Source organism: Candidatus Nealsonbacteria bacterium, from assembly GCA_011050465.1.
Classification (GTDB): domain Bacteria; phylum Patescibacteriota; class Minisyncoccia; order Minisyncoccales; family RBG-13-36-15; genus RBG-13-36-15.
The window spans coordinates 25,179-37,656 of sequence record DRFQ01000005.1 but is presented as its reverse complement, the minus strand read 5'-3'; the positions used below and the strand labels follow the sequence as shown (position 1 = coordinate 37,656).

The following is a 12,478-nucleotide window of genomic DNA, read 5'->3' as shown; positions in this document are numbered from 1 at the left end:
GGAAATTGACCCCGCTCCTATGCCTATTGAGATACGAATGAAACAAAAAAATGAATTAGACTTAAATTCCTATCATTAATCGTCCACCTCAAGTTTTAGGGGCGGGGTCATATTTCCGAACGTTTACTTTGAGACTTCGTTGCCGGGCACACTATCGGGCGAAATGGGCAAATGCTCTGTTTGCTTCGGCCATACGGTGCGTGTCGTGTCTTCTCTTTATTGCAACCCCGGTATTCTGTGAAGCTTCAATTAATTCTACGGCTAATTTTTCTTTCATGGGCTTGCCCTTTCTCGATCTAGCTGCCTGAATAATCCAGCGTACGGCTAAAGTCAACCTTCTATCTCCTCTAACTTCTCTCGGAACCTGATAGGTTGCTCCTCCGATTCTCTTGGGTTTCACCTCAAGCAAAGGAGCTGCATTCTGAATAGCTTTCTCAAAAATCTCTAAAGGCTCTTTTTTGGTTTTTTCTTTAATTCCGTCAAAAGCTCCATAAACAATCTTTCTGGCTATGGTTTTTTTACCCCGTCGCATTATCTGATTAATAAATTTTTCAACATTAACATTATTATAGACAGGGTCTGGTAGAATTATTCTTTTTTCCTTTCTTTTTCGACTCATAAATTTTGCCTTTTATTTTTCTTTCTTTGCTCCATATTTACTTCTTTTCTGCTTCCTTCCTTCTACCCCCGACGTATCGATAACACCACGAACAATATGATATCTCACCCCCGGCAAATCTTTGGCTCTTCCTCCTCGAAGTAAAACCACCGAGTGTTCTTGTAAATTGTGTCCTTCTCCGGGAATATAAGCTGTCACCTCCATCCCATTGGTTAACCTTACTCTGGCTACTTTTCTTAAAGCTGAATTTGGTTTCTTGGGGGTTACAGTGAAAACTTTAAGGCAAACTCCCCTTTTGAAAGGGGAAGAATATTCTTTCGGTCTGTTTTTTAAAACATTAAAGCCAAATGTTAAAGCCGGCGTCTTGTGACGCTTCTTTGCCTTTCTTCTTTCTTTTTTAATTAATTGGTGAATGGTGGGCATGACAATTTTATGAACAAAGTGAATAAAGTTGGCACCGAGCACTAACGCTCGCTCAAAAATAATTAAGCGCTGAGCGCTTCCAGTCCAGTATAATTTAGCAAATAAGTTTAAAAATGTCAACTCATCCGGCCAGTTCAAGGCTGACGTTACGCTTATTGAAGTGTCAACTAAAAAGTGGTGTGCCAACGATTAATGCAAAAAGCCAATTGATAATTAAAATTACCCACCGAAAGAGAAAGAAAATAATAAAGAATAAAATGAATATACCGAATTGGTTCAAAAAGACTTTTATGTTTTCCATTGAATATGGCAGAAAAGTATATAAAAGATGGGAACCATCGAGGGGAGGAATGGGTAATAAATTAAATATGGCTAAAAGCAGGTTAATATAAACAATGTAAGAAAACATGAAGACTAGTCCGGAAGAAACTATCGGGGCCGGAAGAAATCGTAAAGCTAATCCGAAAATTAAAGCTAAGATTAGATTTGCGGCAGGTCCTGCTAAAGCTGTTTTTGCCGAACCGTATTTTTGGTCCCGGAAATTATAAGGGTTAATCGGTACTGGTTTTGCCCAGCCGAATAGAAACGGGCTTTTTATCAAAATCAAAAGTAATGGCAAAATAACAGAACCCATCGGATCTAAATGTTTGATTGGATTTAAAGTAAGGCGGCCGGCGTGTTTAGCTGTCGGATCACCTAAAAGATTAGCTACTGCTCCATGAGAAACTTCATGGATAACTATGGAGAAAATCAGAATAATGATAATAAATAAATATTCCATAACTTTTTATTAATAAAATATTATAGCATTAGTCTTGTAAAAAAAGAAATCTTCTGATAAAATAAATTTACTATGGCTAAAAAATGCGCAATCTGCGAAAAAGGATCAACTCTGGTGTGGCGAAGAATAAAACTTCGAGGAAGATATAACCCTACTGTAAAAAGAAGGCAATACCCAAATTTGCAATGGTTAAAGTTGCCATCCGGTAAAAGGATTTTAGCTTGTACGAAGTGTATTAAAGCAAGAGACAAGTATAAATAATTTCTAACGGGGCGTAGTATGGCGATAGTGCACAAGACTGGGTCCCGCACCAAAATTTTCGGGGCATGGTGTAATGGTTAACATTTGCGCATGGGGTGCGTAAGATTCTGGGTTCGAATCCCAGTGCCCCGATAATATGTTCTGAGATTTTAACGAGTACCAAAAAAACACCACAATGTGGTGTTTTTTTTGGTGCCCCGTTCTTCTTTCTAGTAAATATTCTGGCAAATATATCTAGGTGGGTATCCGCAACTTGAACCCACAGGCTCAAGAAATATAGGACTCCCAAAAAAGAACTTTTGTCCCAGAATTTAGCTAAAAAGAAGCTTACAGGGCACTTTAATTTTATCTCTTTCAAGGTTATCAGTCAAGAGATAAAATTAAATTGAATTTCTCGATAAATCCATAGTTTATCCCCACATTATCCTTTAGTCTGATTTAGAAAGTTAAGGACAAAGAATATTTGCCATTTGTTTAATCAATGATACTGCTACCGGAGGGGGCAACAAACTATAAGAAGAAACCCTTTCGTCATCTAAGACTGCCCAAGACTTCTCAGTTATTTTCACCATTTTGGATTTAGCATCCCATTTATAATGATATTCGGGGGTAATTTCATAATCATCAACATATTTTTTTGCTTCTTTGACTGGTATAGAATTTCTCAAAAGAACCTTCGGAATCCCATGGAGAGAAAGGGCCTGCTTTATTAATTCTTCATCTAATTTTAGTCTTTTTCTTATTGGTTTTGTCCCCAGCTTGTCGCCTTCTTTCGAGATCATCTTAATTGCTTGGCATTGTGGACTGTCACAAATAAAATAAAATTTTTTGCTTCCCTTATCATATTTTATTTCCTTACTCAAATAAAGTTTCAAATTCTTTGAGTTATGGCAATGGGGACAGACTACCCGCCATTTCATTCTTTCGCTAATCACAGACTCTGGAACATCAATTAAAACAAAAATATCAGGATCTGTTCGGTAATCAATAAGGTCACGGAAGAAAAGAGAATAGGAAACTTGATCTAATTCTCTGGGAAAACCATCAATAAAAAGAGCCTTTTTCTTCATCGCCATTATTTCTTTCTTAACCAAAGCCAAAATAAATTCAGTCGGCAAAAGAGATTCAGTATTTCTTTTTAACAAAGCCTGCATAGCATCTTTAATCGGAATAAAACCCCGATAATGTTTTTCGAGGAAATTAATCAATTCTTTTTTCTTATTCTCATTAGTCATTTCTTGGTGAGTTCTTCTTACAAGATCGCCAATCGAAATTGAAGCTACTTTTTTATCATCGACCGCTTCCATGAAAAGTTTCGTATAAGTCCCTTTGCCAGAATTCTTTTTTCCTAAAAGATAAGCAATAAAAGTATTGTTTTTATTTAGATAATTTCTTAATTTTTTGATCTCTTTTCCTGCTTTCAACTCAAAATAAGCCTTTCTTTCTTTGGCATAGGTTAGATTAAAGGTCTGATTGCTCTTTGTTTTAGTTTTAAAAATCGGGAATTGCATAACCTTACGATTAATGGCTCAGTAATGACAGGAAGCTGAGCGACCGGTTTGCTTAATTACGGAGTAATTACAGGGAGCTGAGCGACCGGTTTGTATTACGAATCAGTACGAATATACGAATAACTTTTAAGCGAGGCAACTACTAAAAAGGACATCCGCAGGCCTGCGGCCACGGTGTCGCCAAGGGCGACGAGCAGGCCGAGGACTAAGCAGAATTTCTCAGTGGGAAATTCTGCGGTCCTTTGAAGTAGATTGCCGAACGGTAAACTGTAACTTTGGGGCTTCGTTGCTGAACGCTATTTGATTATTATATCCATTCCATCAGAAATAATTTTTATATCTCCATCGATATCTGTTCTTAGAACTCTTATACCATGGCTTTCCAATATTTCCAAAACTTCTTGGCTAGGATGTCCGTATCTGTTGTCTCTCCCCGCTGAAATAACAGCAATTTCTGGCGAAATCTGCTCAATAAATTCCGGAGCTGTCGAAGTTTTGCTTCCATGATGGCCAATTTTTAAAATGTCGGCGGTAAGATCGGTGTTCTTTTTAATAAGCTCTTTTTCTACTGATTTATAAGCATCTCCTGTAAAAAGCCAGGAGTGTTGACCGAAAACCAAGAAGTTAATAATCGAAGTATTGTTGCTATTTTTGGATTCCTGGCCTTCTAAGTTTTCGAAAGGATGTAAAATATCAATATAAATATTGTCAGTTAATTTAATCTTCTGACCGGCTTTGGCAATTTTAATTTCTGCTTTTTCCTCTTCGATCAATCTCCTCCATTCTTGATACTCGTTAGTATCTCTTATAATTCCTGTCCACAAAATATAATCAATTTTGTATCTTTTCAAAACCTGCAGCAAACCGGCAAAATGGTCGTGCTCGGGATGAGTCAAAATCACAAGGTCAATCGTCCTGTCCCAGAAAGGCATTTCCTTTCCCAATTTCTCTAAGACAGTTGAATCTGGCCCGCCGTCAATTAGAATCTGATGTCCTTGGGGAGTTTCAATAAAAATAGCATCTCCCTGGCCTACGTCAAAGAAAGTAACTTCCAGAAATCTTGGCTGGCTTAGGTCGTAAACAACAACCCAGGCAAAGATATTGAAGAAAAACAAGAGGCCTAAAATAATGAAAACAGCATTATTCTTTTTCATTGGTTATATTATAACGAACTTTGTTCGATATATCACACTGCGTGAGCCATAGTTCAGTTAATCGTTATTTAAAACAAAAACCCAAGAATCACTCTCGGGCAGTGGACTTATCTCAAATGATACTTTCTTCAAGCTATCTTACAGCTAACAATTCTCTTAATTCTTTTGCTGCAATTTCTAATTTTTCTATTCTCCGACGATGATCAACGATAAGAAGTTTTTCAATTCTTTCAAGACGACTTTCAACCTTATCGAATCGTTTATCTACATCTTTCTTCTTTGCGGTTTCCTCAAAACCTTTGGCTATCATTTTTGTCAAAGTATCAATTGTAATATTTTTCTTTTTCATCAATTTTATTATATCGGAATAGAAGAATCTTTGTCAAACAATCTTACGAGGCTGAACTTCGACAAGCTCTTTTCCTTTTCTATTAAAGTTTATACTCTCACCTCTATGTGAAAGGGAATATAATATTCCAAACTTTTGAGTGGTCGTGCTCGGAATGAGTTAAAAAACTTCAATAATTAAACATTTTTTCATTTAAATTTTACTATAAAAAAATAAAAGCCAAACCCTTATTCGGGGTTTTGGCTAAAATTATTATTTTAAATGTTATTATCTTATTCCTATTCCTACTTGTTGCCCAAAATCCTGAACATCTTTGTTCCGCACTTCGGACAAGTTCCGGTCAAGGCTCTTCTTTTTGTTCCTCCCTTTCCCTTCATGGCTATTTCTTTTTCGTCCTGTATCTCTCTTTTGGCTTTACATTTTACGCAATAAGCTTCCATAATTTTTTTATAGGTTGTAAATTTTAAATTTTTAGATTTGATCGACCTTTTCCTTGTTATTCGTGGATTCCTTTGCCCCGTATCAATTTTGTCGTGCTTATAGGTTAAAACTTTCCTATCCAGTAATACGGGTAAAAACTGCTTGTGGCACAGTGGCTGAACCCCATACCAGAACCTTCTGTTCGGTACGGGGCAAGTAGTCCATAACTTATTGCAAAGGGAAGGAGCTTGCCCTGAATTGAACTTTGTTCTAGTTCAGGGTGTGCCACCGTAGCAAATCTTGCAAAATTGGTGTGGGATACTTATCCACAGCCTTATATTAGCTTAATTTAAGCAAGAGTTGAAGTCAAGGCTTCGACCCATTCAATCAATTCAGGGTCGCCCTGAAGAATTTGAAGGGCGATAAACTCAGCCTTGGTCCTGAGCCTGTCGAAGGATCGACTCTTAAATTTCAATCAGAGAAGATTTCTTAACGGCTCCTTGGATCAATTTTCTAATATTTAGCTTCTTTTCTGCTTTTATCACCTCTTCTAATTTAGCTCTAGTTTCTGGATGGCGGGGTAAAAATCTTGAGCAGCAATCTTGATGCGGCAAAATAGAAATTTCAAAAGTACCAATTTCTTTGGCTTTCTGAATAATTTCTTCTTTATCTTGGCTGATTAAGGGACGGAAAACCGGCAAATGAACGGCAGCTTCAATCGCCTTTATATTCTCTAAGGTCTGGGAAGCAACTTGTCCCACGCTTTCACCAGTAAATATCACTAAAGCCTTTTCTTTTTCAGCTATTTTTGCGGCAATTTGAAACATAACTCTCCGATAAAGAATCACTCTTAATTTAGTTGGTGTTTTGAGTAAGATCTCTTTCTGAGCTTCGGCGAAAGGAACAAGGTAAAGCTTAGATTTCCCTTGATATTTACTTAAAAGTTCAACGATTCTTTTTGTTTTTTCGATTGATGCTTCAGAAGTAAAAGGACGAGCATGAAAGTGTAAAAAAATAGCTTTTATTCCCCGCTTCATCGCCAAAAAACCAGCCACCGGTGAATCAATACCCCCAGATAAAAGAACTATTGCCCTTCCGCTCACGCTCACTGGCAGGCCACCCAAGCCTCTAATTTTTTTCAAATACAAAAAGGCGTATTTTTCAACTATCTCAATAAAACATGTTATATCCGGCCTTTTTAAGTCTACCCTGAATTTTGTTTTTTGCAGTATGTACTCCCCCACTTTCTCGTTGATTTGCTGGGAAGTCAAATGAAAATCTTTCTTTGATCTTTGAGTAGAAATCCTAAAAGTCTTAAATTTTCTGCTTACCCCGCGTGCCCCGTACTCAACCGAAGGTTGTAGTGTGGGGTAGCCAAATCCAAGGAATTTATGATATTCGGAGTCTCTCAAAATCTCTAAAGCTTTTTCTCGGATACTCCTTATTTTTTGGGGAGAACTAATCACTAAAGAAAAGTAAGCCATACCAAAAACATTTTTCAAAGCTTCATTAATTTCTTTTTCGCTTTCTTCTCCTTTTTTAGTTAATTGTACGATAATTCTCCCGGAAATTCGTTTTACAAAAACAAAATATTTCGGCCTTAAAACCCGCTTTATATTCTCTATCAACTTTTCCTCAAAAAATTTCCGATTTTTACCCTTCAATCCTATCTCACTATAATGACAAATTACATATTTCATCTTAATTCCACTTTTTTTGGTAAAATTGTCCTGCCTAAAAATTTACTGCCTAAAATTTTAAATTTATCAGTTAAATCAGTGGTGAGAAAATCTATACTTTTATTTTTAGTAAGAGTTTTCTCTATTTCCGGGTGTCTCCTTAAGTAATCCTTTAGTTTTTCAGCTACTATTTTGTTCTCTGTAACAATTTTTATTTTGGGGCCAATAATTTTTCTAATTTTATTCTCTAATATTTCGTAATGCGTACAACCTAAAATTAAAGTGTCAATATTTCTTCTAACTAAAAGGTTAAGGTAATTTTTAAGAATTAAATCAGATGCTTTAGAGTTTTGTTCACCAGCCTCCACTATTGGCACAAGTAAAGGACAGGCTATTTGAAAAACCTTTATTTCTGGATTAAGTTTCTTGAGTTCTCTCTTGAATACTCCGGAGTGCACAGTACTTTCTGTTCCAATTACGCCGATACGATTATTATCATTCAGTTCAAGGGCTGCTTCTACAGCTGGAATAATTACTCCCAAAACTCTCTTTTTGGGATAATATCTTGGTAAATATTCTTGCTGAATTTTCCGAAGGGCTTCGCTAGAAGCAGTGTTGCAAGCTAAAATTATTAACTGACAACCTTTTTTAAAAAGAAAGTCAACTGCTTGGTTGGTGAAACTATGAATTGTTTCCTGAGAACGATTACCATAAGGCGTCCTTGCTGTATCGCCCAGATAAATGTAGTCATATTCTGGTAATTTTTTCGTTATCTCCTTAAGAATGCCTAATCCCCCGAAACCTGAATCAAAAATACCTATTGAATATTTTTTCTCAGGTTTTTTCATTTAAACAGAGGATTTTATTTATTCGTATCTTAAGGCGTCAACCGGCTTTAAGCTTGCTGCATTTCTAGCTGGTAAAAAACCAGAGATACTCCCAAGTAAAAAGGAAAATGTTAAACCAAAAATAATAATGCCAGGTGAGATGGAAGCGGAAATATAAGAAGTACCGCCAAATTGGCTAACAATTTCAATTAATTTAGCTAATCCCAATCCAAGCACCATTCCACCTAATCCCCCCACCACGCCAATAACGCCTGACTCAATTAAGAAAATAAGGGTGATAGCCGATCTTTTAGCTCCCACAGCCTTCATAATCCCAATTTCTTTGGTCCTTTCACGAACCGAAGTATACATCGTGTTCATTATGCCAATTCCACCGACAAGAATGGCAATACTAGCAAAAGCAAAAACTGCAATTTGAATTATTCCCATAATACTACCAACCATCGCAGACATTGCCTCATTGGTTAAAACAGAAAATGAAGCCTCTTCTTCGCCTCTTTGTCTTTTTCTCGTTTTTTTAAGGTTTTCTTTTATATCTTCTGCTACCTCTTCGGGATTATAACCTGCCGCAATTTTAGCCATAGCCTGGGGTGCTCCTTTTTTCTTGCCTGTAATCTGACGGAAAACATTTAAATCCATACTTATCATCGAATCGTCTTGGCTATTTCCCAAAGACTTTAATATTCCAACAACTTCAAATCTCTGCCCCTTTATAGTGGCCTGAGTATTGATTTTTAAACCGGGGAAAACATTTTCTGACACCACACTGCCAACCAGAAGCTCTCTTTTGCCGGCCTGAGGCCAACGACCTTCAGATGTGTTCATTCCTAGGTCATTTTTTATAATATCAATATGTTGTAAGGGCATTCCTAAAAGGATAACAGTTTTACTTTCACCCTGATACTTCATAACTTCTCCCTTATAAACCCATGGAATAACTGCCTCCACCCCCTTGGTTTTCTCTATCGCCCTTAAATCTTCTTCGGTTAACTCCACTGCTCCCATAAGGGTAGTGAATATATCAGAAATGTCACCAGGAATAATCATAACAATATCCTTACCTATCGCCCTTAATTGCTGAAGAACGGTATCTTTTAATCCCTGACTTAAAGAAAACAACGACATTATCAAGAAAACACCGATGACAATACCTAAAATCGTCAGCCAACTTCTTAATGGTCTGGTTCTAAGATTTCTAATTGCTAGTCTAAAATATTCTACCCACATTTTATTTTTTACCCTGCCAGAGAATTTCCTTTTTGCTTAAATGATCTGATACTATTTGGCCATCTTTAATACTTATTACTTTTTCGCTGTAATCTGCAATGTTAGGATCATGGGTTACAACGATAATAGTCTTTCCTTCTTTTATGTGAAGATTAACTAAAACTTCCATAACCTTCTCCCCCGTTTTTGAATCTAAATTACCAGTTGGCTCATCAGCAATAACTATTTCTGGATCATTAGCTAAGGATCTGGCAATAGCTATTCTTTGTTGTTCGCCCCCTGAAAGTTCGGAGGGCCTGTGTTCCAATCGCTCTTTTAAGCCGACCGACTCAAGTAAAAATTCTGCTCTTTCTTTTCTTTTTTCTTGAGAAACACCCTGAAAAAGCATTGGCATCATTACGTTCTCAAGGGCACTAAGGTTTGGCAATAGATTGAACTGTTGAAAAATAAAACCAACTTTCTTACCTCTAATCTGAGCTAATTCATCTTCTGAAAGTTGTGAAATGTCTTGACCGGCTAAAAAAACTTTTCCCTTGGTCGGTATATCTAAAACACCGATCATATTCAAAAGCGTAGATTTTCCAGAACCAGAAGGGCCCAAAATCGACACAAAACTACCTGGAGCAATCTCCAGGCTTATTCCTCTTAATACGGTAAGTTCCACTTTCCCTAGCTGATAAATCTTCCAAACGTTTTCTAATTTGATTAAAAGTTTTCCGGCCATAGATTTTATTCTAAAACCACTTCTTCTCCTTCGCTCAAGCCAGAAATGACTTCTACCATCCCATCACTTCCTATCAGACCAATCACAATTTCCTTTGGTTCAAGAACATCACCGCTTACAATTCGGACTGTTACTTTGATATCTTTCTTTATTATCGTTTCTTCAGGAATAACTAAAACATTTTTTCTTGAAGCGGTTTTTATAATAATATCAGTTGTCATACCGGGCTTAATTTCTTGAGGAAATTCCATAAAATCAATAGTAACTTCATAATAAACTATTCCTTCAACCAGTTTTTCAGCAGGATCTATAGAAATTACCATCCCTTCGAAGATCTTATCTGGAAAAGCGGCCAAAGTAATCTCAACCTGATTGCCTGTTTTCACTTTAACAATATCTTCTTCGTAAATATCTACTTCTACCTGAAATGGAACTGCCGGAAGTAAAAAAATCACAGCCTCTGTTGGCTGAGCCATTTCTCCTATCCTCTTTTCAATTTTAGTAATCTGCCCTTTGGTAGGACTGACTATCGTAGCTTCTTGGATCTGATTTTGTAATAAATTCACCTTGGCTTGAGCCTGTCTTACTTGGGCTTGATATAAATTAATTTCTTCTTGTGAAGGACCGGCTTTGGTAAGAGCTAACTGGTCTTCAGCTGCCTTTAAATTTCCTTCGGCCGAAGAAACCGCAGCTTCTGCAGTATTAATATCGCTTTCGTTCGTTATTTGAGTAGAAGAAATGGCCTGTTGAGAATTCACAACATTGGTAAGGGCTGTATTAATATTTGTTCTATGGGTATCTAAAGAAGTTTTATCGGTTGAAGTTACTGTATTTCGATAGCTAACAGCCTCGGTTTTTTCTCTAATAACGGTTAGGGCATCATAAATATTACCCAAAGCGGTTTTAAACTCAGATAGGGCACTATCAATATTTTCATTGTTAAAATTGTTTTTGGCAATATCTAAATAATTTTTTGCCTGGTTCAAATTATTATTTATCTTGTTTTTGTTTTCTTGAACAGAAAGGCCCTCTTGATCATTGCCACTAAAATAAGTTCTCTGAATATCGCTTACATCATTATAGGCGTTGTAGGCTTTCAAGTAAGAATCGTCTAGGATATTTAGAGCATCTTCGTAAGCTGCGCCTGAGTCTTCTGTGGCATCAGCCTTTACGTCTTCCAGGTTTTGTTTAGCATCATCAAGAGTATTTTGGGCGTTCAAAACGGCGGTTTTAGCAACCTGAATTTCCTCGGGAGTAGATCCTGCTAATAATTTATCGAATTGAGCCTGAGCTACTTCTAAGGCGGCTTGAGCTTCTCTCAGTTGAATAATAAATTGGGCGGTATCTAATTTTGCCAAACTCTGCCCTGATTTAACTGAATTCCCCACCTCAACATAAATTTTCTCAATTCTCCCAGCATTTCTAAAACCAAGGTTTATTTCCTCTCCCACTTTCACAGATCCTGTTTCTGAAACTTCTTGGATAATGTTTCCTATAATAACCTCTACTAAAGAATACTCGACCTTCTCTTTCTTGAAAAAAAGAAAATAGAGGCCGACAACTGTGATGATTGAAATTATAATTAAGATTAAAATTTTTTTCTTTGTCATGTTTTTACTTCTTTATTTTACCGTGTTTTCCGTATTTCGTCCATACAGATAACATTTAGTATTCCTATTTTAACGCTTGCTTCTTTATTCCGGTACGAGAAACCCATGATCTAGTTAAGCCAGAGGTGAGACTTGAACTCACGACCTATCGCTTACGAAGCGATTGCTCTACCGCTGAGCTACTCTGGCTCAGTATAAAATTGCTCCCTGTCCCGCATCGACTTCGCAATGGGTTTCCATTGCGGAAGCCCATTGCGAAATAGGTAAAAAATCTTTCTGTGGGATTACGGAGCGGGTGAGCGGAGTCGAACCGCCGTCCACTCCTTGGGAAGGAGTTATAATAACCGTTATACGACACCCGCATCAAAAGCTTATCTTTTCCAATATTCTTTGCCAAAAACTCTTTTTCTTTTGAGTTTCTTTATTTTCTTCTTCTTCTGGAGATAAAATTGCCACTACTTTTTCGTCTGATTTTTGAAGATTAAGCTGTTCTCTGGCCACTTTTTCCAAATACTCCTCTCTACCAAGTTGTGAAGCCAAGGCTTCTAACTCTTGTTTTTTCTCTGATAAAACGCTGATCTCTTGTTGAAGAAATTCGATTCTCAGGTTAAATTCTTTTCTCTGTTGGTTAGTTTTCCAATTAGAAAAGATTAGAAAACCAACTATCCCGAAAACAAAAATAACGGAAAAAAAAGAAAACAATATCGCTGGATATGATTTTCTTCTTTTTGTTTTTTTTGTTATCATATTCTAATATGCCGAAATTACGAGGAAAATCAATTCTAAAACTAGTCTGGATTGTCCTAATCTCCTTGGTTGTCTTAAGTATGGTTGGTTTTTTGATAGCTCCTCTAATGCGCCTTTATTAATAT

The 12,478-nt window shown here is 36.8% G+C and carries 13 protein-coding genes and 3 tRNA genes; 2 read left to right on the top strand and 14 right to left on the bottom strand.

The window, feature by feature from the left end; genetic code table 11:
- Nucleotides 1-151: 151 nt before the first annotated feature.
- The 3 genes from ENH66_01610 to ENH66_01600 all read right to left on the bottom strand — a co-directional run bounded on the left by ENH66_01610 (nucleotide 152) and on the right by ENH66_01600 (nucleotide 1,823).
- Complete coding sequence (locus ENH66_01610) at nucleotides 152-619, bottom strand: 30S ribosomal protein S7 (protein HDZ54377.1); 468 nt, start codon at nucleotides 617-619, stop codon at nucleotides 152-154.
- A gap of 12 nt (nucleotides 620-631) precedes the next feature.
- Nucleotides 632-1,042 (bottom strand): 30S ribosomal protein S12, encoded by a 411-nt coding sequence (locus ENH66_01605; protein ID HDZ54376.1) that lies wholly within the window; start codon nucleotides 1,040-1,042, stop codon nucleotides 632-634.
- 163 nt (nucleotides 1,043-1,205) lie between these two features.
- On the bottom strand, nucleotides 1,206-1,823 hold the full coding sequence (locus ENH66_01600; protein ID HDZ54375.1) for a site-2 protease family protein: 618 nt from the start codon (nucleotides 1,821-1,823) through the stop codon (nucleotides 1,206-1,208).
- A gap of 72 nt (nucleotides 1,824-1,895) precedes the next feature.
- On the opposite strand from ENH66_01600, the gene ENH66_01595 reads away from it, so the two are divergent.
- On the top strand, nucleotides 1,896-2,084 hold the full coding sequence (locus ENH66_01595) for a 50S ribosomal protein L28 (protein ID HDZ54374.1): 189 nt from the start codon (nucleotides 1,896-1,898) through the stop codon (nucleotides 2,082-2,084).
- Nucleotides 2,085-2,143: 59 nt separating this feature from the next.
- A tRNA-Pro gene (locus tag ENH66_01590) sits at nucleotides 2,144-2,216 on the top strand.
- 314 nt (nucleotides 2,217-2,530) lie between these two features.
- Here ENH66_01590 and ENH66_01585 read toward each other — a convergent pair.
- From ENH66_01585 to ENH66_01535, 11 genes are all read right to left on the bottom strand, one after another.
- Nucleotides 2,531-3,595, bottom strand: coding sequence for a hypothetical protein (locus ENH66_01585; GenBank protein ID HDZ54373.1), 1,065 nt, complete (start codon nucleotides 3,593-3,595; stop codon nucleotides 2,531-2,533).
- Between the two features lie 296 nt (nucleotides 3,596-3,891).
- A complete protein-coding gene (locus tag ENH66_01580; protein ID HDZ54372.1) occupies nucleotides 3,892-4,749 on the bottom strand; it encodes an MBL fold metallo-hydrolase in 858 nt (285 codons plus the stop codon).
- Nucleotides 4,750-4,882: 133 nt separating this feature from the next.
- Nucleotides 4,883-5,098, bottom strand: coding sequence for a hypothetical protein (locus ENH66_01575; GenBank protein HDZ54371.1), 216 nt, complete (start codon nucleotides 5,096-5,098; stop codon nucleotides 4,883-4,885).
- 884 nt (nucleotides 5,099-5,982) lie between these two features.
- A complete protein-coding gene (thiI, locus tag ENH66_01570) occupies nucleotides 5,983-7,218 on the bottom strand; it encodes a tRNA 4-thiouridine(8) synthase ThiI (protein HDZ54370.1) in 1,236 nt (411 codons plus the stop codon).
- Nucleotides 7,215-8,045 (bottom strand): glutamate racemase, encoded by an 831-nt coding sequence (locus ENH66_01565; protein ID HDZ54369.1) that lies wholly within the window; start codon nucleotides 8,043-8,045, stop codon nucleotides 7,215-7,217. The genes thiI and ENH66_01565 overlap by 4 nt, the downstream gene beginning before the upstream one ends.
- Nucleotides 8,046-8,063: 18 nt before the next feature.
- On the bottom strand, nucleotides 8,064-9,272 hold the full coding sequence (locus tag ENH66_01560) for an ABC transporter permease (GenBank protein HDZ54368.1): 1,209 nt from the start codon (nucleotides 9,270-9,272) through the stop codon (nucleotides 8,064-8,066).
- A 1-nt stretch (nucleotide 9,273) separates the two neighbouring features.
- On the bottom strand, nucleotides 9,274-9,996 hold the full coding sequence (locus tag ENH66_01555; protein HDZ54367.1) for an ABC transporter ATP-binding protein: 723 nt from the start codon (nucleotides 9,994-9,996) through the stop codon (nucleotides 9,274-9,276).
- A gap of 5 nt (nucleotides 9,997-10,001) precedes the next feature.
- Nucleotides 10,002-11,606 carry an HlyD family efflux transporter periplasmic adaptor subunit gene (locus tag ENH66_01550; protein ID HDZ54366.1) on the bottom strand — a complete coding sequence of 535 codons (1,605 nt, stop codon included), beginning with the start codon at nucleotides 11,604-11,606 and terminating at the stop codon, nucleotides 10,002-10,004.
- A gap of 117 nt (nucleotides 11,607-11,723) precedes the next feature.
- Nucleotides 11,724-11,795: transfer RNA gene (locus tag ENH66_01545), tRNA-Thr, on the bottom strand.
- Between the two features lie 98 nt (nucleotides 11,796-11,893).
- A tRNA-Gly gene (locus tag ENH66_01540) sits at nucleotides 11,894-11,968 on the bottom strand.
- A 1-nt stretch (nucleotide 11,969) separates the two neighbouring features.
- A complete protein-coding gene (locus ENH66_01535; protein HDZ54365.1) occupies nucleotides 11,970-12,353 on the bottom strand; it encodes a hypothetical protein in 384 nt (127 codons plus the stop codon).
- Nucleotides 12,354-12,478 lie beyond the last annotated feature (125 nt).